Origin of the sequence: Micromonospora sp. LOL_023 (genome assembly GCF_048060115.1) — a bacterium.
Lineage (GTDB): Bacteria > Actinomycetota > Actinomycetes > Mycobacteriales > Micromonosporaceae > Micromonospora_E.
This window is the reverse complement of sequence record NZ_JBHMIM010000013.1, coordinates 97343-121281: the sequence shown is the minus strand read 5'-3', so window position 1 is coordinate 121281 and position 23939 is coordinate 97343. Positions and strand designations below refer to the sequence as shown.

Below are 23939 nucleotides of genomic sequence, written 5' to 3'. Positions count from 1 at the left end.
GCCGAACCACCCGACAGCAGCCACACAACCGCAGGCCACACCCCAAGATCAACTTAAGCTACGCAGCATTGCGGCCAGGTTCAGCCGTCTACGGCGGGCTCTGGGCGTCTGATGCCAGAGTCGAGGGGCAGGGCGGAGGTCGGCGGGCTGGCGTAGGACGGGGCAGCTGCGGCCGGCGACTGTGGTTTCTCGTTGTCTGGAGCGGCCATGTGAGCGTTCTCGGTGGTGGTGGGGCCTTCGGGCTGCGATTTCCGAACTGGCGAGTAGTGACTGTCATCGAGCTGTGACCGAAAGGGTGCCCACTGCGTTGACTCTAGGGCTTAGCGTCGAGAACTGGCGACAGCGGGTGTCGACGGAACCACCAGCGAGACTTCCGTTCCGGCATCTCGGCGAATAGACCAATAAAGTACGTGATAAATCCTTCTATTGCTGAATCGGATTAAATCCGGCATGTCGGGCGAATCAAAGTTCTGGACATCCTCGACCCGCTTACCGTTTCCGTGCGGATCACGATAATCTGGTGACGCCGCAGCCGAGCCCAGAGATGCCCCCCCGCCACTGGGCTGAGCTGCGGCGGGACGAATGCCGCCCAGGAAAGACGCGGCTAAGGTTCTCCTCGTCCGATTGGCTAGGATGGGTGGTGCCGAAGGTGCAGGCTGGCCGCGTCCACCTACCGGTGAGACCGTCTGGTGTGGCACCATCAGGACTCTGCCCCACCTTTGTGCAAGTCATTCGCCTCCTTGGACGGGAGTCTGTAACATGCGTGGACACACGATGGGCCGCCGGCTCGGCAGGGTCGTCGCGGTCGTCGCACTCGGGATTGCTGTCTCGTTCACCGCAGGGACCGCTGCCCAAGCTGCTCAAGCCTGGGTCACGGTCGGTGACGACGTTTCTCTGGTTTCCCCGGTGGATAAGTTCGGCTTCGACGATTCGATTGATGCGCCGGTTTCTCTCCACGACTGGGTCTGGAACTAGTCGTTGAGCTGACCTCCGGGGGGCGTGGTGCCTAAGCGGCAGGGCGGCGCACGGCATTCTTCAGAGCGGGCCTGGTTGGTTACCGGCCCACTCGCGTTGATAGCCGTACTCATTTCCCTGGCCTTAGGCATCAGCCACCCTCAGCCCGCTGGCGACTGGTTGCTGGGTCTACTGTTCTTCGGTCTCTTTTTCGCGGCACATTCGGCGATCCTGCTATTTGAGGTGCGGCGACATTCATTCACGCTGAACCTCGGCGAGATTCCGTTCCTTCTCGGCCTGTTCTTTCTGCCTCCGCTGACCCTGATCCTTGGACGGGTCCTTGCGTTGATGATCGGGCAGATGAGCAAGCGGCAGCCCGCCGTCAAGGTTTGGTTCAACGTCGCGAATGTTGCAGCCGGCACATCGGTCGCCACTGCCATCGTGGTCAACGCTGGCGTGCTGGACGCGGAGTCACCGCAGACCTGGCTGACCCTCGTCGGCGCCGTCATGGCGAATCAGATCATGACCCTGGTGGCCGTGGTCGTGGTGGTCTCGCTGGTCCAGGGCCGGCTGTCCAGCAAGGAACTCACCACGAACACGGTCCCCGGCGTGATCGTCGCCTCGATCAGCATCACCTTCGGCCTAGTGGTGCTGATCCTGCTCGCACAGAGCGGATGGGCGTTGGTGCTGCTGGTGGCACTGGTGGTCTTCTTCGTATTGGCGTACCGATCCTATGCCCAATCGTTGCGCCAGAATCGGACACTGTCCGAGATCTACGCACTGACCCGGGCGATCGCCGATACCCCACACGACGGCACGATCTCCGACGTCCTTCTCAAACGGGTACGCGAGGTCCTCCAGTCTGAGTACGCCACCCTGTGGCTGCCGAAGCAGGGGCGCTATCCGGAAGTCCTATTGTCCGCCACCGCCGATGGGCAGGGTCTGGTCGACACGGTTGGCACTCCGCAGACGATCCGGGAGCAGGTCTTCGAGACCGGAACCTCACTCGCACTGGGAGCCAAGTTCGGCGACAGCTCGTTCGATACGGCACTGCGCGAGTGGGGCACCAAAGACGCCGTCGTCGTGCCACTGCGGGCCGGCTCACTGGTGATCGGCTGTCTGGAAGTCAGCGGTCGCCTGGGGGACATCTCACACTTCGGGCCGGGTGATCTCCGGCTACTGGAGGCGATCGCCGTGCACGCGGCGGTCGCCGTGGAGAACTCCCGCCTGGTCGACCGGCTGCGCTTCGACGCCGCTCACGACGGGCTGACCAGGCTGGCCAACCGCCGTCGGCTGACCGCGGCCCTGGACGAGTCGGTTGCCATCCGTACGCCGGGTGAAGTCGTCGCCGTCCTGCTCTTCGACGTCGACGGGCTACGCCAGGTCAACGAATCCCTCGGGCACGCGGCAGGGGACAAGGTCCTGGTCGAGGTCGCCCGGCGGCTGCGGGTCAGCGCTCCGTCGTCGGCGCTGGTCGGCCGCAGCGGGGGCGACGAGTTCGTCGTCACCCTGCGGATGGAGAGCATCGAATTGGCGGTTGCGCTCGCGGAGGAGCTTCGGGACCAGATCCGTGACCAGATGGTGTTCGGCGCCCTCACCCTGGACGTCGACACGGTGGCCGGGGTGACGGTGCACCCGGACCATGGCAGTGACGCGGCGACGTTGCTGCAACGTGCCGATCTGGCCGCGACGGCGGCGAAGTCGGTGTCCGGCGGTGTCCAACTGTTCAATCCGGCGCTGGAGTCCCGATCCGTACGCCGGCTGGGTCTCGCTGGCGACCTGCGGGTCGCGTTGGACGAAGGCCAGCTGGAGGTCTACTACCAGCCGAAGGTGACGCTGCACGGCCGCCGGCTGGTCGGGGTCGAGTGTCTGACCCGGTGGGAGCATCCGACGCACGGGTCGGTCGCACCGGAGGATTTCGTCGCGGTCGCCGAGCACACCGGGCAACTCGGTCGGCTGACCGAGTTCGTCCTCGGCGAGGGCCTGCGCCGGTGCCGGGAGTGGAGTGTGGGGCAGCAACCGTTGCCGGTCTCGGTCAACCTTTCCGCCCGGACGTTGACCGACCCGGACTTCCCCGAGCGGGTACGCGAGTTGTTGGACGAGCATCAGGTGTCCCCGGAGCTGCTCACCCTGGAGATCGCCGAGGCCGGGGTGTTGGACGGCACCGACCGGCCGATGCCGACCCTGCGGCGGCTGCGCGACCTGGGGGTACGGCTGTCGGTGGACGACTTCGGCACCGGCTACACGTCGTTGGCGCATCTGCGGCGGTTACCGGTCCACGAGGTGAAGGTGGACCGCTCGTTCGTGCAGGGCATGGCGACCGATCCGGGGGACCTGGCAATCGTCAACGCGGTGGTGACGCTGTCGCAGCAGTTCGGCCTGACCGTGGTGGCCGAGGGTGTGGAGAGTGAGCTGACTCTGGAACTGCTGCAGGACATCGGCTGCCAGATCGGTCAGGGTTTCCTGTTCAGCCGGCCGCTGCCGTACGAGCGGCTCGCCGCTTGGTACGAGGCCCAGGCCGACCCGGAGACGCTGCAGTCCAGCGAGGTCCGCCGGCTGCGGGCAGTGCCGTGACCTGCGGTTTCGCGTACGGGGTGATCTGATTTCACCTGGCCGGCGGCGGCGTGTACTCTTACCCGTGCGCATCCGCCCCGGCGGTGCGTGCTAGGCCCCCTTAGCTCAGTCGGCAGAGCGTCTCCATGGTAAGGAGAAGGTCTACGGTTCGATTCCGTAAGGGGGCTCAGAGGGTTCACAGGACCCGTCACGGCGGTGTAGCTCAGGTGGTAGAGCAAACGGCTCATAATCGTTGTGTCGCCGGTTCAAGTCCGGCCACCGCTACGGTCGGCTTCCCGGTGAGGCCGGTGGTTGAAGTACAGGGGGGCGCCGTGGGCGCCCGCTTTGCATGTCCGCAGCTGCTCCGGCTAGGCTGGCAGGCTGTAGTTGTTCCGATAGCGAGGAAGGCACCCCGCCGTGGCTAAGGCGACCGACGTCCGTCCGAAGATCACTTTGGCGTGTGTGGAGTGCAAGGAGCGCAACTACATCACGCGGAAGAACCGCCGTAACGACCCGGACCGCATCGAGATGAAGAAGTTCTGCCCGCGAGACGGCAAGCACACCCTGCACCGCGAGACTCGCTGACCGCGGATTCAGCTTCCGGCCGCACGTCGTCGGGTGCCGGGCACCGGGCACCGGGTAGGTTCTGCCCATGCCCATCGACCCGTCCCTCGTCGGCCGTAGCTATCCGCCCGCCAGCCCGTACCTGGTCGGCCGGGAGAAGATCCGCGAATTCGCCTCGGCCATCGGTGCGTCCGATCCGATCCACCACGACCCTGAAGCCGGCCGCAAGGCCGGCTATTCGGACGTGGTGGCGCCGCCGACGTTCCCGGTCGTGTTGTCCATGGCTTCGGCCGGGCGGGTGATCGACGACCCGGATCTCGGCATGGACTACAGCAGGGTCGTTCACGGCGATCAGCGCTTCCGCCACGTCCGGCCGGTGGTCGCGGGTGACGAGCTGGTCTGCTCCGACGTGATCGAGGAGATCATGTCGCGGGGCGGCCACGATTTTCTCACCATCCGCACCGAGATGACGACCCTCGCCGGCGACCCGGTCGTCAGCGTGTGGATGAAGCTCGTCGTCCGGGGGGAGAGCTGACATGGAGTTGCCAGCGCAGCGGTTCCGGGTCACCCGGGCAGACCTGGTGCGGTACGCCGGGGCCTCCGGTGACTTCAACCCGATCCACTGGAGCGACCGGTTCGCCACCGGGGTGGGGCTGCCCGGGGTGATCGCCCACGGGATGCTGACCATGGCTCTCGCCGGGCGGGCGCTGGCCCAGTGGGCCGGTGGCGCGGACGCGATCGTCGAGTACAACGTGCGGTTCACTCGCCCGGTGGTGGTGCCCGACGACGACGAGGGCACCGAGATCGAGGTGACCGGGGTGGTCAAGGGCTCCACCGATGACGGTCTGACCAGGATCGATGTCACGGCTGTCTGCGCCGGCGAGAAGGTGCTGAGCCAGGCCCGGGCGTTGGTGCGTACCAAGGATTGATCCCGACCGGTGCGAGGTGCGGTGCCGGTCCCGTGGTGGTCTGCTCACCCGGTGGTGCCGGGCCGGTTGGGAAAGTGGTCGCTCTACCCGTACACTGGTCCGCCGTGGGGTTCGTGACCCCTGATCAGTCCTGCATGGCTGCTCGCCATGGACTTCTGAGCAGGTTTCTCGACCCGCACAGGGGTGTAGCTCAATTGGCAGAGCAGCGGTCTCCAAAACCGCAGGCTGCAGGTTCAAGTCCTGTCACCCCTGCGCCTAAGGCCTGACCGACCCGGTGGGTCGGCTGCCGTCTCCGTTGACGGCCGTCCCGCAGGGGAGTGGCCGGCGTGCATGACGCAACACGCGTCTTACCTGGCGTGTGACCCCACCACCCGCGACGGAGGGCGAGATGGCCGAGAGGAACCGGCGTGGCGATGACGCCGCGGACGACCGCCCCGATGGCGAGTCGATCGACGAGACTCCCGTTGAGGACGATGAGTCGGTAGCGAAGGGTGGCGCGGCCACCCAGTCGAAGGCGGAGTCGTCGGAGGGCAAACCGAAGGCCAAGTCCGACACCCGTGTGGGCTTTTTCGGCCGGATCATCCGGTTCATCCGCGAAGTCGTGGCCGAGCTGCGTAAGGTCATCTGGCCGACTCGTAAGGAGTTGCTGACCTACACCGCCGTCGTGGTCGTGTTCATCGCGGTCATGTTGAGCATCGTGGCCGGGCTGGACTTCGCGTTCGCCAAGGGTGTGCTGTGGGTTTTCGGTAATCCCAGCTGATTGTGACGGAAGTGAGCAAGCGTGCCTGAGTACGACGAGACCGCCAGGGTCACCGACGATCAGTCGACGGTGGCCACGGCGGCGGCTGATGAGTCGGTTGAGGCCGCCAGCGCACCATCGGATCCCGCCGCGACGGCGGACGCCTCCGCCGTCGCCGATTCGGCTGTCGACGGATCCACCGCGGACGCCTCGGCCGTCGGCGAGGTCGAAGAAGAGTTCGACGCGGTCGCGGAGCTGCGGCAGAAGCTGCGCTACGCACCCGGCGACTGGTTCGTGGTGCACTCGTACGCCGGATACGAGAACAAGGTCAAGACCAACCTCGAGACCCGGATCAGCAGCCTCGACATGGAGGAGTTCATCTTCCAGGTGGAGGTGCCGACCCGGGAGGAGGTCGAGGTCAAGAACGGCAAGCGGCTTCAGGTGCAGAACAAGGTCTTCCCGGGTTACATCCTGGTTCGGATGGACCTGACCGCGGAGTCGTACTCCTGCGTACGCAACACCCCGGGGGTCACCGGCTTCGTCGGTGCCACCGACCGGGCCGACCGGCCCGCTCCGCTGTCGCTCAACGAGGTGCTCAAGTGGCTCGCCCCGGCGGTCACCACGGAGAGCAAGAAGTCCAAGCCCGAGGTTCGGGTGCTGGACTTCGAGGTCGGCGACTCGGTCACGGTCACCGATGGTGCCTTCGCCTCGCTGCCGGCCACGATCAGCGAGATCAACGCCGATCAGCAGAAGCTCAAGGTGTTGGTATCGATCTTCGGCCGGGAGACGCCGGTGGAGCTGAACTTCAACCAGGTCGCCAAGATCTGAGCTGGCGCCAGAGACCGATCTCCGCGGCGATCCGAGAGACCGTGGCGGTCTGAACCATCGCAGCTGTCCGCGACGCGGCAACCCCGAGCTGGGGTTGTCGCGTCGTCTGCGCTAACCTAGAACGTCGGCCCCGGGCCGCGCCTGACCGTGCGCGCGTGCTGGGGTGCGCCAGCCCGTGCCGGAGGGTGCCAGCCTCCGGTGACGTCCAGCAGATCCGGTGCGCGACACCAGATCAAGCCCCAGGAAGTGACATGCCTCCGAAGAAGAAGAAGCTCGTCAAGACCTTCACGCTGCAGTTGCCGGCGGGTCAGGCCACCCCGGCGCCGCCGGTCGGGCCGGCGCTCGGCCAGCACGGCGTGAACATCATGGAGTTCTGCAAGTCCTACAACTCGCAGACCGAGGCCCAGCGCGGCGACATCGTGCCGGCCGAGATCAGCGTGTACGAGGACCGGACCTTCAGCTTCGTGCTGAAGACCCCGCCCGCGGCCCGGCTGCTGCTCAAGGCCGCCGGCGTCCCGAAGGGCTCGGGCGTCCCGCAGGCGACCAAGGTCGGCTCGGTGTCCGCCGCGCAGCTGCGCGAGATCGCCGAGAAGAAGATGTCCGACCTCAACGCCAACAGCGTCGAGCAGGCGGAGAAGATCATCGCCGGGACCGCCCGGTCGATGGGCATCACCGTCAAGGAGTGATTCTGCGACCCCGCGCCTGACGCGGGTCGCCGACGACCATCGTGGGAGGGTACGCGCGACGCGCGGCCCGCCATTGACCACAGGAGCAAACCAAGATGCAGCGCAGCAAGAGCTATCGCAAGGCCACCGACCTGATCGACCGGTCGAAGCTGTACGCCCCGGCGGAGGCGGTCAAGCTGGCCAAGGAGACGAGCCCGGTCAAGTTCGACGCCACGGTCGAGGTCGCGATGCGCCTCGGTGTCGACCCGCGCAAGGCGGACCAGATGGTCCGGGGCACGGTCAACCTGCCGCACGGCACCGGTAAGACCGCCCGGGTGATCGTCTTCGCCGCCGGCGCGAAGGCCGAGGAGGCCGTGGCCGCTGGCGCCGACGAGGTCGGCTCGGACGAGTTGGTCGCCCGGATCCAGGGGGGCTGGCTGGACTTCGACGCGGCGATCGCCACCCCGGACCAGATGGCGAAGATCGGCCGGATCGCGCGGATCCTGGGCCCGCGCGGCCTGATGCCGAACCCGAAGACCGGCACCGTCACGATGGATGTGACCAAGGCGGTCTCCGACATCAAGGGCGGCAAGATCACCTTCCGGGTGGACAAGCACTCCAACCTGCACCTGATCATCGGCAAGGCGTCGTTCGGCACGGAGCAGCTGATCGACAACTACGCGGCGGTGCTGGACGAGGTGCTGCGGGCCAAGCCGTCCGCCGCGAAGGGCAAGTACCTGCGCAAGGTCGTGTTGACCACCACGATGGGCCCGGGCGTCCCGGTGGACCCGAACGTGGTGAAGAACCTGCACGAGGCGACCAGCGAGAGCTGAGCGCACACCGGCGACGATCGGGGGGCGGGTCCGGCGGGTACGCCGGACCCGCCCCCCGAATCGATTTGGCGTCAGCGTCGGCTGTGCCGTACGCTCAATGCATCCACACCCAAAGACCGCTGGTCACCGTGCCTCGGCACGGTTGAAGGTCCCGTATCCACGGGCGGCTCGCGCAGGGGCGGAACGGAAGTTGAGTCATCGTCGTCATTCGACGGCTGCCTCGCCCCGTGCGCCTACTGCGCCGGGGCGTTTTTCGTGGGCGCGGGATCTTCACGACCGGCCGGCGTCGTGCCGGCCGGTTCCCAGCCTGGAGCACCAGAGAGGAGGGACATGGCGGACAAGCCGGTTCGTGCCGACAAGGCCACCGCGGTCGCCGAGCTGACCGAACGGTTCCGCGAGTCGGGAGCCACGGTGCTCACCGAGTACCGGGGTCTCACCGTCGCCCAGCTGACCCAGCTGCGCCGTTCGCTGGGGCAGGAGGCCACCTATTCGGTGGCGAAGAACACCCTGGCCAAGCGGGCCGCGTCGGACGCGGGCATCGACGGACTCGACGAGCTGTTCTCCGGTCCTACCGCGCTCACCTTCGTCTCCGGCGACGTGGTGGAGGCTGCCAAGGGCCTGCGCGACTTCGCCAAGGCCAACCCGCTGCTCGTCATCAAGGGCGGGGTCTTCGAGGGACGCGCGATCAGCGCGGCCGAGGTCACCAAGTTGGCCGACCTCGAGTCGCGTGAGGTGTTGCTGGCCAAGCTGGCCGGTGCCATGAAGGCGAACCTGAGCAAGGCCGCGGCCGTGCTGCAGGCGCCGCTGTCGAAGACCGCCCGTCTGGCGGCAGCGCTGCAGGACAAGCGCGAATCCGAGGGTACGCAGGCCTGACCTGCCCGCCCTCGTCAACGTCATCACATTCGAAAGGAAGCCGACCATGGCGAAGCTCAGCACCGACGAGCTGCTCGACGCGTTCAAGGAGATGACGCTGATCGAGCTCTCCGAGTTCGTGAAGCAGTTCGAGGACACCTTCGACGTCACCGCCGCCGCTCCGGTGGCGATGGCCGCCGCCGGCCCCGCGGCCGCCGCGGCCGAGGCCGAGCCGGAGAAGGACGAGTTCGACGTCGTCCTCGAGGCTGACGGTGGCAAGAAGATCCAGGTCATCAAGGTCGTGCGCGAGCTGACCGGCCTGGGCCTCAAGGAGGCCAAGGACCTGGTCGAGGCCGCTCCGAAGGCCGTTCTGGAGAAGGCCACCAAGGAGGCCGCCGACAAGGCCAAGGCCAAGCTGGAGGCCGAAGGCGCCAAGGTCACCCTCAAGTGACCTGACCCACACTGCGGTCGGTGGCGGGCGGGGATCCTCAGCGAGGGTCGCCGCCCGCCACCGTTCGCACACCCGGTGCGATTGCCCGATGATCAGGGCATTTTCACCTTTCCGGTCGGACGACGCGGTCGATCCTCGACTGACAACCGGGGGAGGCTAGGCGATCTGGCCCTACGACAGGCCTTGACTAGGCCGGTAGCGGCAGGCACGCTGACTACAGCAAGAGCGAGCCGGGTTCGCTGCGATGCCAAGGCAGCGAGGCGATTTTCCGGTTCGGTGCTTGCGACGGCCACAGCTGGGTAATGGCTCCGCAGTGGGAGGGTTGCCGTTCCGGGAGACCGGGGTGGTTCCACTGCAGCCGGCCCCACCGGGCCTCGTGGGATACGCCGCGTTCCGAGCGGTTCGGGTGATGCCGAGGGCGGCGTCCCGACCGGCTCCGCGACGTCCTTCGGGGATGGGCTGGACAGCGGTTAGCCGCTCGGCTACACTGCTAGTTTGCGCTGCCTTCCATCTTGCCTCGCGCGTGAAATGTCCGATACTGGGCATTTTGACCGAGGTTCCTTGGGGTGCGCGCGAAACAGCCGTCTGCAGCACCGGTCCTCGGAAGGACGCATCTTGGCAGCTTCCCGCCCTGCGAAGACCAGTCGTACGTCGAGCGCTTTCGCTCCCCGCCGAATCTCATTCGGCCGGATCACCGAACACCTCGAGGTCCCCAACCTTCTCTCCATCCAGACCGAGTCTTTCGACTGGCTGGTGGGCAACGAGGCTTGGCAGGGCCGGTCGGCCGACGACCCGCACGCACGATCAGGCCTCGCGGAGATTCTCGACGAGATCAGTCCCATTGAGGACTTTTCTGGCACTATGTCGCTTTCCTTCTCCAGTCCGCGCTTCGACGAGGTCAAGGCCTCGATCGAGGAGTGCAAGGAGAAGGACCTGACCTACTGCGCACCGCTCTTCGTGACCGCAGAGTTCACCAACAACAGCACCGGCGAGATCAAGAGCCAGACGGTGTTCATGGGTGACTTCCCCATGATGACGCCGAAGGGCACCTTCATCATCAACGGCACCGAGCGTGTCGTGGTCAGCCAGCTTGTCCGGTCCCCGGGCGTCTACTTCGACAAGCAGCCCGACAAGACCTCCGACCGTGATCTGACCAGCGTCAAGGTCATCCCGAGCCGGGGTGCCTGGCTGGAGTTCGACATCGACAAGCGGGACACCGTCGGTGTCCGTATCGACCGTAAGCGGCGCCAGGCCGTGACCGTCCTGCTCAAGGCCATCGGTTGGTCCGCTGACCGGATCCGTGAGCGGTTCGGCTGGTCCGAGCTGATGATGACCACCCTGGAGAAGGACCACATCGGCGGCGCGGACGAGGCGCTGCTCGACATCTACCGCAAGCTCCGCCCTGGCGAGCCGCCGACCCGCGAGAACGCGCAGACGCTGCTCGACAACCTGTTCTTCAACCCGAAGCGGTACGACGTCGCCAAGGTCGGCCGGTACAAGTTCAACAAGAAGCTCGAGCTCGGCGTCCCGATCAACAAGGGGACCCTGACTGAGGACGATGTCGTCGCCACCGTCGAGTACCTCTGCCGGCTGCACGCCGGTGAAGAGGGCTACGAGGCCGACGACATCGACCACTTCGGTAACCGGCGGCTGCGTACCGTCGGCGAGCTGATCCAGAACCAGGTGCGGGTCGGCCTGTCCCGGATGGAGCGAGTCGTCCGCGAGCGGATGACCACGCAGGACGTCGAGGCGATCACGCCGCAGACCCTGATCAACATCCGCCCGGTGGTGGCGGCGATCAAGGAGTTCTTCGGCACCTCGCAGCTGTCCCAGTTCATGGACCAGACCAACCCGCTCGCCGGGTTGACCCACCGCCGGCGGCTCAGTGCCCTCGGCCCGGGTGGTCTGTCCCGGGAGCGGGCCGGCTTCGAGGTCCGCGACGTGCACCCGTCGCACTACGGCCGGATGTGCCCGATCGAGACCCCGGAAGGCCCGAACATCGGCCTGATCGGCGCGCTGTCGACCTTCGGGCGGGTCAACCCGTTCGGTTTCATCGAGACGCCGTACCGCAAGGTGGTCGAGGGTCGGGTCACCGACCAGATCGACTACCTGACCGCCGACGAGGAGGACCGGTTCGTCAAGGCGCAGGCCAACGCGCCGTTGATGGGCGACGGCACCTTCGCCGAGGACCGGGTCCTGGTCCGACGCAAGGGCGGTGAGGTCGACTATGTTCCGCCGACCGCCGTCGACTACATGGACGTGTCACCGCGGCAGATGGTCTCCGTCGCCACCGCGATGATTCCGTTCCTGGAGCACGATGACGCCAACCGGGCCCTGATGGGCGCCAACATGCAGCGTCAGGCCGTGCCGCTGGTCAAGGCGGAGTCCCCGCTGGTCGGCACCGGCATGGAGTACCGCGCGGCGGTCGACGCCGGCGACGTGGTCCTAGCCGAGGCCGGTGGCGTGGTGGAGGATCTCTGCGCCGACTACGTCACGGTGCACCAGGACGACGGCCACCGCCGCACGTACCTGCTGCACAAGTTCCGGCGGTCCAACGCGGGATCCTGCGTCAACCAGAAGCCGACCGTTTTCGAAGGCGACCGGATCGAGGCTGGTCAGGTCATCGCGGACGGGCCGTGCACCGACGAAGGTGAAATGGCCCTCGGTCGTAACCTGCTCGTGGCGTTCATGCCGTGGGAGGGCTACAACTACGAGGACGCGATCATCCTGTCTCAGCGGCTGGTGCAGCAGGACGTGCTGACCTCGATCCACATCGAGGAGCACGAGGTCGACGCCCGGGACACCAAGCTCGGTCCGGAAGAGATCACCCGCGACATCCCGAACGTCAGCGAGGAGATGCTCGCCGACCTCGACGAGCGCGGCATCATCCGGATCGGTGCCGAGGTCGTACCCGGAGACGTCCTGGTCGGCAAGGTGACGCCGAAGGGCGAGACCGAGCTGACCCCGGAGGAGCGGCTGCTGCGGGCGATCTTCGGCGAGAAGGCCCGGGAGGTCCGGGACACCTCGCTGAAGGTGCCGCACGGTGAGACCGGGACGGTCATCGGCGTGCGGACGTTCTCCCGCGACGACGGCGACGAGTTGCCGCCCGGCGTCAACGAGCTGGTCCGGGTCTACGTTGCTCAAAAGCGGAAGATTCAGGACGGCGACAAGCTCGCCGGCCGGCACGGCAACAAGGGCGTCATCTCGAAGATCCTGCCCGTAGAGGACATGCCGTTCCTCTCCGACGGCACTCCGGTGGACATCGTGCTCAACCCGCTCGGTGTGCCGGGCCGGATGAACATCGGCCAGATCCTGGAGACCCACCTCGGGTGGATCGCCAAGACCGGTTGGCAGATCGAGGGCGACGACGTCGAGTGGAAGAAGGCGCTGCGGGCCATCGGCTCCGACTCCGCCGAGCCGGACACCAACGTCGCGACTCCGGTCTTCGACGGTGTCCAGGAGAAGGAGATCACCGGCCTGCTGGGCAGCACCCTGCCCAACCGGGACGGCGTGCAGTTGATCGGCGAATCGGGCAAGGCCCAGCTGTTCGACGGGCGTTCCGGTGAGCCGTTGCCGGATCCGATCGCGGTCGGCTACATCTACATCCTCAAACTCAACCACCTGGTCGACGACAAGATCCACGCGCGGTCGACCGGTCCGTACTCCATGATCACCCAGCAGCCGCTCGGCGGTAAGGCCCAGTTCGGCGGCCAGCGTTTCGGTGAGATGGAGTGCTGGGCGATGCAGGCCTACGGTGCCGCGTACGCCCTTCAGGAACTGCTGACCATCAAGTCGGATGACGTCCTGGGCCGGGTCAAGGTCTACGAGGCGATCGTCAAGGGCGAGAACATCCCCGAGCCGGGCATCCCCGAGTCGTTCAAGGTGCTACTCAAGGAGCTGCAGTCGCTGTGCCTCAACGTAGAGGTGCTCTCCAGTGACGGCGTGGCCCTCGAGATGCGCGAGACCGACGACGAGGTGTTCCGGGCCGCGGAGGAACTCGGTATCGACCTGTCCCGGCGGGAGCCGAGCTCGGTCGAGGAAGTCTGAGGCAGTTCCGGTGGCGCCCTGACCGGGCGCCACCGGACCGCTTCATGAATCAGCAGTAGAGACGACGACATAGGGGACACTTAACGTGCTCGACGTCAACTTCTTCGACGAGTTGCGCATTGGGCTCGCCACCGCCGACGACATCCGTCAGTGGTCGCACGGCGAGGTCAAGAAGCCCGAGACGATCAACTACCGCACGCTCAAGCCGGAAAAGGACGGGCTCTTCTGCGAGAAGATCTTCGGTCCGCAGCGGGACTGGGAGTGCTACTGCGGCAAGTACAAGCGGGTCCGCTTCAAGGGCATCATCTGTGAGCGCTGCGGCGTCGAGGTGACCCGTTCCAAGGTTCGCCGTGAGCGGATGGGGCACATCGAGCTCGCCGCCCCGGTGACGCACATCTGGTACTTCAAGGGTGTGCCGAGCCGGCTGGGCTACCTGCTCGACCTGGCGCCGAAGGACCTCGAGAAGATCATCTACTTTGCGTCGTACGTGATCACCGCAGTGGACGCCGAGGCGCGTCACCGGGACATGTCGACGATCGAAAACGAGATCTTCGCGGAGAAGCGCCAGTCGGAGAACAGCCGCGACTCGGAGATCGAGAAGCGGGCCGCCAAGCTCGAAGCTGACCTGGCCGAGCTGGAGGCCGAGGGCGCCAAGGCGGACGTGCGTCGCAAGGTCAAGGAGTCCGGCGAGCGCGAGATGCGCCAGATCCGCGACCGCGCGCAGCGTGAGATCGACCGGCTCGACGAGGTGCTGGACACCTTCCGCAAGCTCGACTCGAAGCAGTTGATCACCGACGAGATGCTCTACCGGGAGCTGCGGGACCGTTTCGACCCGTACTTCAAGGGCGGGATGGGCGCCGAGGCGATCAAGACCCTGTTGCAGAACATGGATCTCGACGCCGAGGCCGACAACCTGCGGGAGATCATCCGTTCGGGCAAGGGCCAGCGCAAGATCCGGGCGTTGAAGCGACTCAAGGTGGTCGCGGCGTTCCTGAGTACCCGCAACTCGCCCGGTGGCATGGTGCTCGACTGCGTACCGGTGATCCCGCCGGACCTGCGCCCGATGGTGCAGCTCGACGGTGGCCGGTTCGCGACCAGCGACCTCAACGACCTGTACCGCCGGGTGATCAACCGGAACAACCGGTTGAAGCGGCTCATCGACCTGGGCGCGCCGGAGATCATCGTCAACAACGAGAAGCGGATGCTGCAGGAGGCCGTCGACGCGCTGTTCGACAACGGCCGCCGTGGCCGGCCGGTCACCGGCCCGGGTAACCGTCCGCTCAAGTCGCTGTCCGACATGCTCAAGGGCAAGCAGGGTCGGTTCCGGCAGAACCTGCTCGGCAAGCGGGTCGACTACTCCGGTCGATCGGTCATCGTGGTCGGTCCGAAGCTGAAGCTGCACCAGTGCGGTCTGCCCAAGCAGATGGCACTGGAGCTGTTCAAGCCGTTCGTGATGAAGCGCCTGGTCGACCTGAACCACGCGCAGAACATCAAGTCCGCCAAGCGGATGGTCGAGCGGCAGCGCCCGGTCGTGTGGGACGTGCTCGAAGAGGTCATCTCCGAGCACCCGGTGCTGCTCAACCGGGCGCCGACCCTGCACCGCCTCGGCATCCAGGCCTTCGAGCCGCAGCTGGTCGAGGGCAAGGCGATCCAGATCCACCCATTGGTCTGCACCGCGTTCAACGCCGACTTCGACGGTGACCAGATGGCGGTGCACGTGCCGCTGTCGGCCGAGGCGCAGGCCGAGGCCCGGATCCTGATGCTGTCGTCGAACAACATCCTCAAGCCGTCCGACGGCAAGCCGGTGACCATGCCCACCCAGGACATGATCATCGGTTTGTACCACCTGACCCACCGCACCGAGGGTCTACTCGGCGAGGGACGGGTGTTCAGCTCGGACGCCGAGGCCCGGATGGCCTTCGACAACGGCGAACTGCACCTGCAGGCGCCGGTCCGGATCCGGCTGCGCGGGGTCGTCGAGGTCGACAACGGCGCCGGCGCCTCCCGCTGGGCCGCTCCAGAGGAGTGGCAGCGCGGCGAGCCGCTTATCGTCGACACCACCCTCGGCCGGGTGCTGTTCAACGAGGTCATGCCCAACGGCTACCGCTTCGTCAACTACGAGGTCCGCAAGGGCCAGCTGTCGGCGATCGTCAACGACCTGGCCGAACGGTTCCCGAAGGTCGCGCTGGCCGCCACCCTCGACGGGCTCAAGGAGGCCGGTTACCACTGGGCCACCTGGTCCGGCGTGACGATCGGCATGCAGGACGTCATCGCACCGCCGCACAAGCAGGAGACCCTGGAGCGGTACGAGAAGGAAGCCGACCGGATCGACAAGCAGTACCAGCGTGGTCTGATGACCGGCGAAGAGCGGCGCGGTGAGCTGATCGAGATCTGGACCAAGGCGACCAACGAGATCGCCAAGGACCTGGAGACGGCGCTGCCCCAGGAGAACCCGCTGTGGAAGATGATCCACTCGGGTGCCCGAGGCAACCTGCTCCAGCTGCGCCAGATCGCCGCGATCCGTGGCCTGGTGGCCAACCCGAAGGGCGAGATCATCCCGCGGCCGATCAAGTCGAGCTACCGGGAAGGTCTGTCCGTGCTGGAGTACTTCATCTCCACGCACGGCGCTCGAAAGGGTCTGGCCGACACCGCGCTGCGGACCGCCGACTCGGGCTACCTGACCCGTCGTCTGGTCGACGTCTCCCAGGACGTGATCATCCGCGAGGAGGACTGCGGCACCGACCGGGCGATCACCATGCAGGTCGGTGAGCGGATCGACGGCAAGCTGACGGTGCACGAGTTCGCCGAGACCGGGGTGCACGCCCGTACCCTCGCCGAGGACATCAAGGGTGCCGACGGCGAGATCGTGGTCGAGCGGGGCGCGGACCTCAACTCGATCCTGGTGGACAAGCTCATCGCCGCCGGTGCGGAGAACGTGCGGGTACGCAGCGTGCTGACCTGCGAGTCCAAGCTCGGTGTCTGCGGCGCCTGCTACGGACGTTCGCTGCCCACCGGCAAGACGGTGGACATCGGCGAGGCGGTGGGCATCATCGCCGCCCAGTCGATCGGTGAGCCGGGCACGCAGCTGACGATGCGTACCTTCCACACCGGTGGTGTCGCGGGTGAGGACATCACCCAGGGCCTGCCCCGGGTCCAGGAGATCTTCGAGGCCCGGGTGCCGAAGGGCAAGGCGCCGATCGCCGACACCCCCGGCCGGATCCGGATCGAGGACGGCGAGCGGTCCCGGAAGATCATCGTGGTGCCGGACGACGGCAGCGACGAGATCGTCTACGACAAGATCTCCAAGCGGGTACGACTGCGGGCGCACGACGGCTCGCACGCCACCGTCGGCGAGAAGCTCACCGAGGGCACCATCGACCCGCACGAACTGCTGCGGATCCTTGGTCCCCGAGCGGTCCAGGTCCACCTGACCCAGGAGGTCCAGGAGGTCTACCGCTCGCAGGGTGTGCTGATCCACGACAAGCACATCGAGATCATCATCCGGCAGATGCTCAAGCGGGTGACGGTCATCGACTCCGGTGGCACCGAACTGCTGCCGGGGGTGCTCGTCGACCGGGCCCTGTTCGAGTCGGAGAACCGTCGACTCGTCGCCGAAGGTGGCGAGCCCGCCGCCGGCCGGCCGATGCTCATGGGTATCACCAAGGCGTCGCTGGCCACCGACTCCTGGCTCTCGGCGGCCTCCTTCCAGGAGACCACCCGGGTGCTGACCGACGCGGCGATCAACGCGCGCAGCGACTCGCTGATCGGCCTCAAGGAGAACGTGATCATCGGAAAGCTCATCCCGGCCGGTACCGGTATCAGCAAGTACCGCAACGTCCGGGTCGAGCCCACCGAGGAGGCGAAGGCCAAGGTCTACTCGATGACCGGCTACCCGGAGACCGACTACGGCTTCGGACCGGCCAGCGGACAGGCCGTCCCGTTGGACGATTTCGACTTCGGCTCCTACCGCTGATCCACGGCGACACCAGTACGGCTGTCCGGCGCCTGTCCCACCGCGAGCGCGGTGGGACAGGCGCCTTCGTACACCACCCGGGCGCCGCGCCCGCGCCGCTCTCACCCGGCCTGGCGGGCCGGTGGGTCCTCAGCTTGTAGGCTGGCACCGTGCAGGTGACCCCGGTGCCCTCCGCGTACCAGCAGTGGCTGCGGCATCCGGCGGATCCCGACGCGGTGCGATCCAGCAAGGCCGGCGCGGTCTTCGCGCTCGGGCTGGTGGCGGCGATCACCGGGGTATTGGTCGGCGGCATCGTCCCGGCCACCCTGGCGTTGCTGCTCAGCCGGCAGGCGCGTCGGGAGGCGTACACCTCACGGGGTTATCTGACCGGGGCGGCCTGGCTGCGGCGCGGCGAGCGCCTCGCCTGGACGGGCCTGCTCCTCGCCGCCGTGGTGCTGACTCTCGCGGTCGTGCTCGGCATTTTCGGTTGGGCCACCGGTCCGGTCGGCCAAGACTTCGCGCCGGGCGTCAACTGACCGGCCAGGCGACGAGGAGGAGCAGGTGACCCAGTTTCCAGGCTATGGGGCCGGCGGAGGACCCGCCGATCCCACCGCTGCATTCCGAGCCGTGCCCCCGCCGCCGCCCCCGCCGGAGGGGCGGTTGTCGACGCGGTGGGTGGAGCAGGTGCCCGGCACCAGTTTCGGCCTGGTGCATCTGGAGGTCCGGCCGGTGGTGTCGGGGTTGGCGGTGACCGCGCTGATCGCCGGGGTGGTGTCGGTGCTGGTGTCGTTCGCGGTCGGCTGTCTGGGTGTCGGCGGCGCGGACGGTGGTTGGGGCGGCTGGGCGGCCGGTGCGTTCACCCTGCTCAGCGGTTCTTTCGGGGCCGCCGCGGTGGTGCTGGGCCTGTTCGGCCTGCGGCAGCTACGCCAGAGCGCTCCGCCGCCGGCGATCCGGTTCACCGGCCGAGGGTTGGCGATCGCCGGTATCAGCTGCGGCGGCACCGGACTGGCGCTCACCCTGTTCGGCCTGGCCGTGACCATGCTGCTGGTGGTCAGCTAGCGAGCCGGTTCGACCGGCAAGAGTCGGGCCCGGCCGGCCGACGCTCAGCCGAGCCGGTACACTGGGTTACCAGAGTGGCCGCCATGGGCGGAGCAGGTCCCGGACGGAGCTGGTTGCTTCGTTTTGACCTGCGCGTGTGTGGTGGGTACTCTTTCCTCTCGTGCCCGGCCTGACCGGGCAAGTCGTGCATGCGCCCGATCCGGCTGCCAGCCATCGAGTTGCGTCACGACAGCAGCCAGATCCCGGTGGGTGACGACAGCCAGCCGGGTCCGTGTGTGGGCGACACGCCCGACCGCGGGTGCCGGTGCCACCCAGGTTGCCGGTCGGAGTGTAGGAGAGCCGTCCCACGACGGCTGAGGAACAGTGCGGCCGTGCGCGGCCGGAGGGAGCAAAGGAACCCGGTGCCAACGATCCAGCAGCTGGTCCGCAAGGGCCGCCAGGCGAAGACGAGCAAGACCAAGACGCCAGCACTCAAGGGCAGCCCCCAGCGTCGCGGCGTGTGCACCCGTGTGTACACCACCACCCCCAAGAAGCCGAACTCCGCGCTGCGCAAGGTCGCCCGGGTGAAGCTCAGCAGCCAGATCGAGGTGACCGCGTACATCCCCGGCGTCGGTCACAACCTGCAGGAGCACTCGATCGTGCTGGTGCGTGGCGGTCGGGTGAAGGACCTCCCCGGCGTTCGCTACAAGATCGTACGCGGTTCGCTGGACACCCAGGGTGTCCGCAACCGCAAGCAGGCTCGCAGCCGGTACGGCGCGAAGAAGGAGAAGAGCTGAGATGCCGCGTAAGGGCCCTGCTCCCCGCCGGCCACTGGTCGCGGACCCGGTGTACAACTCGCCGCTGGTGACCCAGCTGGTGAACAAGATTCTGATGCGCGGCAAGCGTGCGCTGGCCGAGCGGATCGTCTACGGCGCACTGGAGGGCTGCCGGGAGAAGTCCGGCACCGACCCGGTCGTCACGCTCAAGCGCGCCATGGACAACGTCAAGCCGACCCTAGAGGTCCGCAGCCGCCGGGTTGGCGGCGCGACCTACCAGGTTCCGGTCGAGGTCCGGCCGACCAGGGCGACCACCCTCGGGCTGCGCTGGCTCGTCCAGTACTCCAAGTCCCGCCGGGAAAAGACCATGATCGAGCGGCTGATGAACGAGCTGCTGGACGCGAGCAACGGTCTGGGCGCGGCGGTCAAGCGCCGTGAGGACACCCACAAGATGGCGGAGTCCAACAAGGCCTTCGCGCACTACCGCTGGTAAGTGGTCGCTGTCATGCCCTTCGGCATAGCCGCGCACACACAGTCGACGACGAGACGAAGTAGGGATTGAAGTGGCCGCCGCAGACGCGCTCGCCAAGGTACGCAACATCGGCATCATGGCGCACATCGATGCCGGTAAGACCACGACCACTGAGCGGATCCTGTTCTACACCGGTATCACCTACAAGATCGGTGAAGTCCACGACGGCGCCGCCGTGATGGACTGGATGGAGCAGGAGCAGGAGCGGGGGATCACCATCACCTCCGCCGCCACCAAGTGTGAGTGGAAGGACCACACCATCCAGATCATCGACACGCCCGGCCACGTCGACTTCACGGTCGAGGTCGAGCGGTCGCTGCGGGTGCTCGACGGTGCGGTGGCGGTCTACGACGGTGTCGCGGGTGTCGAGCCACAGACCGAGAACGTCTGGCGGCAGGCCGACAAGTACAAGGTCCCGCGGATGTGCTTCGTCAACAAGCTCGACCGGACCGGGGCCGACTTCTTCCGCTGTGTGCAGATGATGATCGACCGCCTCAACTCCACCCCGCTGGTGCTGCAGATCCCGATCGGGCTCGAAGGCGACCACATCGGTGTCGTCGACCTGGTCGAGATGCGGGCGCTGACCTGGCGCGGCGAGACCGCCAAGGGTGAGGACTACGCGGTCGAGCAGATCCCGGCCGATCTCGCCGACTCGGCGGCCGAGTGGCGCGAGAAGCTGGTGGAGACCCTGGCCGACGTCGACGACACGATCATGGAGAAGTACCTCGAAGGTGAGGAACTCTCCGCCGACGAGATCAAGACGGCGATCCGGCGGGCGACCATCGCCGACAAGGCCAACCCGGTGCTCTGCGGCTCGGCGTTCAAGAACAAGGGCGTCCAGCCCATGCTCGACGCCGTGGTGGCGTACCTTCCCTCCCCGCTGGACGTGCCGGCGATCGAGGGCACCGCGACCGACGGGGAAACCCAGCTGTTGCGCAAGCCGTCGACCTCGGAGCCGTTCTCCGGCCTCGCGTTCAAGATCCAGACCGACAAGCACCTCGGCAAGTTGACGTACCTCCGGGTCTACTCCGGCACGCTCGAGTCCGGAAGCCAGGTGGTCAACTCCACCAAGGACCGCAAAGAGCGGATCGGCAAGATCTACCAGATGCACGCCAACAAGCGTGAGGAGCGGCCGGCGGCGATCGCGGGTGACATCATCGCGGTCCAGGGCCTGAAGCAGACCACCACCGGGGACACCCTGTGTGACCCGGCGAACCCGGTCATCCTGGAGTCGATGACGTTCCCGGAGCCGGTCATCGAGGTGGCGATCGAGCCCAAGACAAAGGCCGACCAGGAGAAGCTCAGTACCGCGATCCAGCGGCTGGCCGAAGAGGACCCGACCTTCCGCGTCAAGAACGACGAGGAGACCGGGCAGACGGTCATCGCCGGCATGGGCGAGCTGCACCTGGACATCCTGGTGGACCGGATGCGCCGCGAGTTCAACGTCGAGGCGAACATCGGCAAGCCGCAGGTGGCGTACCGGGAGACCATCCGCAAGGTGGTCGAGAAGGTCGAGTACACCCACAAGAAGCAGACCGGTGGTTCCGGCCAGTACGCCCGGGTGATCGTCAAGCTCGAGCCACTGCCGCTGGACAGCGACGGCCCGACGTACGAGTTCGTCAACGGGGTGACCGGTGGTCGGATCCCGCGGGAGTTCATCCCGTCGGTCGACGCCGGTGCCCAGGACGCCATGCAGTACGGCATCCTCGCCGGCTACCCGCTGGTCGGCGTCAAGCTGACGCTGCTCGACGGGCAGTACCACGAGGTCGACTCGTCCGAGATGGCGTTCAAGATCGCCGGCTCGATGGTGCTCAAGGAGGCCGCCCGTCGGGCGGATCCCGCGCTACTCGAGCCGATGATGGCCGTTGAAGTCACCACTCCGGAGGAGAACATGGGTGACGTGATCGGCGACATCAACTCCCGGCGTGGCATCATCCAGGCGATGGAGGAACGCGCCGGAGCGCGCGTCGTCCGTGCCCTGGTGCCGCTGTCGGAGATGTTCGGCTACGTCGGCGACCTGCGGTCGAAGACCCAGGGCCGGGCGAGCTACAGCATGCAGTTCGACTCCTACGCCGAGGTTCCGCAGAGTGTGGCGAAGGAGATCATCGCGAAGGCGACGGGCGAGTAGTGGTTCGGGGGAGCCCAGCTTCCCCGGCCCGCCTCGGGCGAGCTGCGTACCGGGCCTGAAGGCGTGACCGCCGCAAGACCCAAGCACTTCCCGGTCGCCACCATGGGACCGGAGAGGCTGTCGACAGAGTCCTAAGCGCCGATCGGCGCGCCGGGCGTACGAACCAAGAAGTCCACAGGAGGACACCAGTGGCGAAGGCGAAGTTCGAGCGGACTAAGCCGCACGTCAACATCGGCACCATTGGTCACATCGACCACGGTAAGACGACGCTGACGGCGGCCATCACAAAGGTTCTGCATGACAGGATGCCGGACCTCAACCCGTACACGCCGTTCGACGAGATCGACAAGGCGCCGGAGGAGAAGGCCCGCGGCATCACGATCTCGATCGCGCACGTCGAGTACCAGACCGAGGCACGGCACTACGCACACGTGGACTGCCCCGGCCACGCCGACTACATCAAGAACATGATCACCGGTGCCGCGCAGATGGACGGCGCGATCCTGGTGGTCGCGGCGACCGACGGCCCGATGCCGCAGACCCGTGAGCACGTGCTGCTGGCCCGCCAGGTCGGCGTCCCGTACATCGTCGTGGCGCTCAACAAGAGCGACATGGTCGATGACGAGGAGCTGCTCGAGCTGGTCGAGCTCGAGGTCCGCGAGCTGCTGTCGGCCCAGGAGTACCCGGGCGACGACCTGCCGGTCGTACGGGTCTCGGCGCTTCGGGCGCTCGAGGGCGACCCGGAGTGGAGCGACAAGCTCATGGACCTGATGAACGCGGTCGACACCGCGATTCCGCAGCCGGAGCGGGAGATCGAGAAGCCGTTCCTCATGCCGATCGAGGACGTCTTCACGATCACCGGTCGGGGCACCGTGGTCACCGGCCGCGCCGAGCGTGGCGTGCTGAAGCCGAACGAGGAGGTGGAGATCGTCGGAATCCGCGAGAAGTCGATGAAGACGACCTGCACCGGTATCGAGATGTTCCGCAAGCTGCTCGACGAGGCACGGGCCGGTGAGAACGTCGGCCTGCTGCTGCGTGGTATCAAGCGCGAGGACGTCGAGCGCGGCATGGTGGTCGTCAAGCCGGGTACCACCACCCCGCACACCGAGTTCGAGGCGACCGTCTACATCCTCTCCAAGGAGGAAGGTGGCCGGCACACGCCGTTCTTCCAGAACTACCGTCCGCAGTTCTACTTCCGGACCACCGACGTGACCGGCGTGGTCACGTTGCCGGAAGGCACCGAGATGGTCATGCCGGGTGACAACACCTCGATGACCGTCAAGCTGATCCAGCCGATCGCGATGGAGGAGAACCTCAAGTTCGCGATCCGTGAGGGTGGCCGGACCGTCGGCGCCGGTCGGGTCACGAAGATCATCAAGTGATTTGGTAACCCGATTGGCCTTGCGGTACTCCGGTACGGCATACTAGTCAGGTTGCGTCCGCGTAGGGTGGCTGGCTGTCCAGCAGCCAGCCACCCTCGCACGGCGTCCGGGGCAGATGCGCCACGGCACCGCGCACCGTTCGACAACGTCAGGCAGTGTCTGGCGAAGTTCCGGTGGTGGTGGCGTCGGCCTGGCCCGGTGCTCAAGATCTCAGCGGCACGGTGTGCGTCCGCGTGGTCCAGATCGCTCCGTAGCTATGGGGCGAAGCCTGGCCAGCGATTGCGACACGCCCGACCGCGGGGGTCGGACAGACGAAGAAGCGGCAGCGCCGGGGTCCGACCGGCGGCATCCGCTCCGGCGAGCGGGCTCCATTGCGGGCGGAGAGAGAAGGAACAGAAGCCACCATGGCGGGACAAAAGATCCGCATCCGGCTCAAGGCCTATGACCACGAGGTCGTGGACTCCTCGGCACGGAAGATCGTCGAGACGGTGACGCGTACCGGTGCTCAGGTCGCAGGCCCAGTGCCGCTGCCCACTGAGATCAACCGTTTCTGCGTCATCCGTTCGCCGCACAAGTACAAGGACTCGCGCGAGCACTTCGAGATGCGCACACACAAGCGTCTGATCGACATCATCGACCCGACCCCCAAGACGGTCGATTCGCTGATGCGCCTCGACCTGCCAGCTGGCGTCGACATCGAGATCAAGCTGTAGGGA

At 66.7% G+C, this 23939-nt stretch carries 20 protein-coding genes and 3 tRNA genes; all 23 read left to right on the top strand.

What is annotated here, in order from left to right; genetic code table 11:
- The first annotated feature begins 759 nt into the window (after positions 1-759).
- The 23 genes from ACFHVL_RS09840 (at position 760) to rpsJ (ending at position 23936) form a co-directional block, all read left to right on the top strand.
- A complete protein-coding gene (locus ACFHVL_RS09840) occupies positions 760-975 on the top strand; it encodes a hypothetical protein (protein WP_416627126.1) in 216 nt (71 codons plus the stop codon).
- Positions 976-1002: 27 nt separating this feature from the next.
- The gene (locus ACFHVL_RS09835) at positions 1003-3528 is read left to right on the top strand and encodes a putative bifunctional diguanylate cyclase/phosphodiesterase (RefSeq protein WP_416627125.1); all 2526 of its coding nucleotides are present in this window, start codon (positions 1003-1005) and stop codon (positions 3526-3528) included.
- A 94-nt stretch (positions 3529-3622) separates the two neighbouring features.
- A tRNA-Thr gene (locus tag ACFHVL_RS09830) sits at positions 3623-3695 on the top strand.
- Between the two features lie 24 nt (positions 3696-3719).
- Positions 3720-3792 (top strand) — tRNA-Met (locus ACFHVL_RS09825).
- A gap of 132 nt (positions 3793-3924) precedes the next feature.
- A complete protein-coding gene (rpmG, locus tag ACFHVL_RS09820; RefSeq protein WP_203860687.1) occupies positions 3925-4092 on the top strand; it encodes a 50S ribosomal protein L33 in 168 nt (55 codons plus the stop codon).
- A gap of 67 nt (positions 4093-4159) precedes the next feature.
- Positions 4160-4606, top strand: a complete 447-nt coding sequence (locus tag ACFHVL_RS09815; protein WP_416627123.1) for an FAS1-like dehydratase domain-containing protein — start codon at positions 4160-4162, stop codon at positions 4604-4606.
- Position 4607: 1 nt separating this feature from the next.
- Positions 4608-5000 (top strand): MaoC family dehydratase, encoded by a 393-nt coding sequence (locus tag ACFHVL_RS09810; RefSeq protein WP_416627121.1) that lies wholly within the window; start codon positions 4608-4610, stop codon positions 4998-5000.
- A gap of 179 nt (positions 5001-5179) precedes the next feature.
- A tRNA-Trp gene (locus ACFHVL_RS09805) sits at positions 5180-5252 on the top strand.
- Between the two features lie 136 nt (positions 5253-5388).
- Positions 5389-5760: a preprotein translocase subunit SecE gene (gene secE / locus ACFHVL_RS09800; RefSeq protein WP_416627120.1), complete on the top strand. Its 372-nt coding sequence runs from the start codon at positions 5389-5391 to the stop codon at positions 5758-5760.
- Between the two features lie 21 nt (positions 5761-5781).
- The gene (gene nusG / locus ACFHVL_RS09795; protein WP_416627118.1) at positions 5782-6567 is read left to right on the top strand and encodes a transcription termination/antitermination protein NusG; all 786 of its coding nucleotides are present in this window, start codon (positions 5782-5784) and stop codon (positions 6565-6567) included.
- Positions 6568-6818: 251 nt separating this feature from the next.
- Complete coding sequence (gene rplK, locus ACFHVL_RS09790) at positions 6819-7253, top strand: 50S ribosomal protein L11 (protein WP_326551315.1); 435 nt, start codon at positions 6819-6821, stop codon at positions 7251-7253.
- 95 nt (positions 7254-7348) lie between these two features.
- Complete coding sequence (rplA, locus tag ACFHVL_RS09785) at positions 7349-8065, top strand: 50S ribosomal protein L1 (RefSeq protein ID WP_326551316.1); 717 nt, start codon at positions 7349-7351, stop codon at positions 8063-8065.
- A gap of 330 nt (positions 8066-8395) precedes the next feature.
- The gene (gene rplJ, locus ACFHVL_RS09780) at positions 8396-8938 is read left to right on the top strand and encodes a 50S ribosomal protein L10 (RefSeq protein ID WP_416627116.1); all 543 of its coding nucleotides are present in this window, start codon (positions 8396-8398) and stop codon (positions 8936-8938) included.
- Between the two features lie 46 nt (positions 8939-8984).
- Entirely contained in the window at positions 8985-9368 is a 384-nt protein-coding gene (gene rplL, locus ACFHVL_RS09775; RefSeq protein ID WP_416627114.1) for a 50S ribosomal protein L7/L12, read from the top strand.
- Positions 9369-9983: 615 nt separating this feature from the next.
- Positions 9984-13415, top strand: coding sequence for a DNA-directed RNA polymerase subunit beta (locus tag ACFHVL_RS09770; protein ID WP_416627112.1), 3432 nt, complete (start codon positions 9984-9986; stop codon positions 13413-13415).
- Positions 13416-13500: 85 nt separating this feature from the next.
- Complete coding sequence (locus ACFHVL_RS09765) at positions 13501-17388, top strand: DNA-directed RNA polymerase subunit beta' (protein WP_416627111.1); 3888 nt, start codon at positions 13501-13503, stop codon at positions 17386-17388.
- A 149-nt stretch (positions 17389-17537) separates the two neighbouring features.
- The gene (locus tag ACFHVL_RS09760; RefSeq protein WP_416627109.1) at positions 17538-17903 is read left to right on the top strand and encodes a hypothetical protein; all 366 of its coding nucleotides are present in this window, start codon (positions 17538-17540) and stop codon (positions 17901-17903) included.
- Positions 17904-18051: 148 nt separating this feature from the next.
- On the top strand, positions 18052-18426 hold the full coding sequence (locus ACFHVL_RS09755) for a hypothetical protein (RefSeq protein ID WP_416627135.1): 375 nt from the start codon (positions 18052-18054) through the stop codon (positions 18424-18426).
- Positions 18427-18827: 401 nt separating this feature from the next.
- Entirely contained in the window at positions 18828-19202 is a 375-nt protein-coding gene (gene rpsL / locus ACFHVL_RS09750; protein ID WP_014440718.1) for a 30S ribosomal protein S12, read from the top strand.
- A 1-nt stretch (position 19203) separates the two neighbouring features.
- Positions 19204-19674 (top strand): 30S ribosomal protein S7, encoded by a 471-nt coding sequence (rpsG, locus tag ACFHVL_RS09745; RefSeq protein WP_326551322.1) that lies wholly within the window; start codon positions 19204-19206, stop codon positions 19672-19674.
- A 70-nt stretch (positions 19675-19744) separates the two neighbouring features.
- Positions 19745-21841: an elongation factor G gene (gene fusA / locus ACFHVL_RS09740; RefSeq protein WP_416627107.1), complete on the top strand. Its 2097-nt coding sequence runs from the start codon at positions 19745-19747 to the stop codon at positions 21839-21841.
- 188 nt (positions 21842-22029) lie between these two features.
- Positions 22030-23223 carry an elongation factor Tu gene (tuf, locus tag ACFHVL_RS09735; RefSeq protein WP_416627105.1) on the top strand — a complete coding sequence of 398 codons (1194 nt, stop codon included), beginning with the start codon at positions 22030-22032 and terminating at the stop codon, positions 23221-23223.
- 404 nt (positions 23224-23627) lie between these two features.
- Complete coding sequence (rpsJ, locus tag ACFHVL_RS09730; RefSeq protein WP_007073037.1) at positions 23628-23936, top strand: 30S ribosomal protein S10; 309 nt, start codon at positions 23628-23630, stop codon at positions 23934-23936.
- Positions 23937-23939 lie beyond the last annotated feature (3 nt).

Coding starts and splice junctions, on each gene's coding strand:
- rplL (WP_416627114.1), top strand. CDS start 8,985: ATGGCGAAGCTCAGCACCGACGAGCTGCTCGACGCGTTCAAGGAGATG.
- rplJ (WP_416627116.1), top strand. CDS start 8,396: ATGGCGGACAAGCCGGTTCGTGCCGACAAGGCCACCGCGGTCGCCGAG.
- rplK (WP_326551315.1), top strand. CDS start 6,819: ATGCCTCCGAAGAAGAAGAAGCTCGTCAAGACCTTCACGCTGCAGTTG.
- rpsG (WP_326551322.1), top strand. CDS start 19,204: ATGCCGCGTAAGGGCCCTGCTCCCCGCCGGCCACTGGTCGCGGACCCG.
- rpsJ (WP_007073037.1), top strand. CDS start 23,628: ATGGCGGGACAAAAGATCCGCATCCGGCTCAAGGCCTATGACCACGAG.
- secE (WP_416627120.1), top strand. CDS start 5,389: ATGGCCGAGAGGAACCGGCGTGGCGATGACGCCGCGGACGACCGCCCC.
- ACFHVL_RS09840 (WP_416627126.1), top strand. CDS start 760: ATGCGTGGACACACGATGGGCCGCCGGCTCGGCAGGGTCGTCGCGGTC.
- ACFHVL_RS09815 (WP_416627123.1), top strand. CDS start 4,160: ATGCCCATCGACCCGTCCCTCGTCGGCCGTAGCTATCCGCCCGCCAGC.
- ACFHVL_RS09810 (WP_416627121.1), top strand. CDS start 4,608: ATGGAGTTGCCAGCGCAGCGGTTCCGGGTCACCCGGGCAGACCTGGTG.
- rplA (WP_326551316.1), top strand. CDS start 7,349: ATGCAGCGCAGCAAGAGCTATCGCAAGGCCACCGACCTGATCGACCGG.